Origin of the sequence: Frankia umida, assembly GCF_023242945.1 — a bacterium.
GTDB classification, from domain to species: Bacteria; Actinomycetota; Actinomycetes; order Frankiales; family Frankiaceae; genus Frankia; species Frankia umida.
Map to the genome: position 1 here is coordinate 1 of NZ_JALKFT010000153.1, position 224 is coordinate 224.

Sequence of the window (224 nt, forward strand, 5' to 3'; positions counted from 1 at the left end):
ACAACCTCGCCTACGCCTACCAGACCGCGGGACGCCTCACCGACGCCACCGACCTGTACGAACAGACCCTCACCGACAGCACCCGCATCCTCGGCCCCGACCACCCCAACACCCTGACCTCCCGCAACAACCTCGCCTACGCCTACGAGACCGCGGGACGCCTCACCGACGCCACCGACCTGTACGAACAGACCCTCACCGACCGCGTCCGCATCCTCGGCCCC

General features: G+C 68.8%; 1 protein-coding gene. It reads left to right on the plus strand.

The annotated features are described in order from the left end of the window. Positions 1-224 (plus strand): tetratricopeptide repeat protein (locus MXD59_RS26190; RefSeq protein ID WP_248827230.1); only part of this gene is annotated, 224 nt, incomplete at both ends.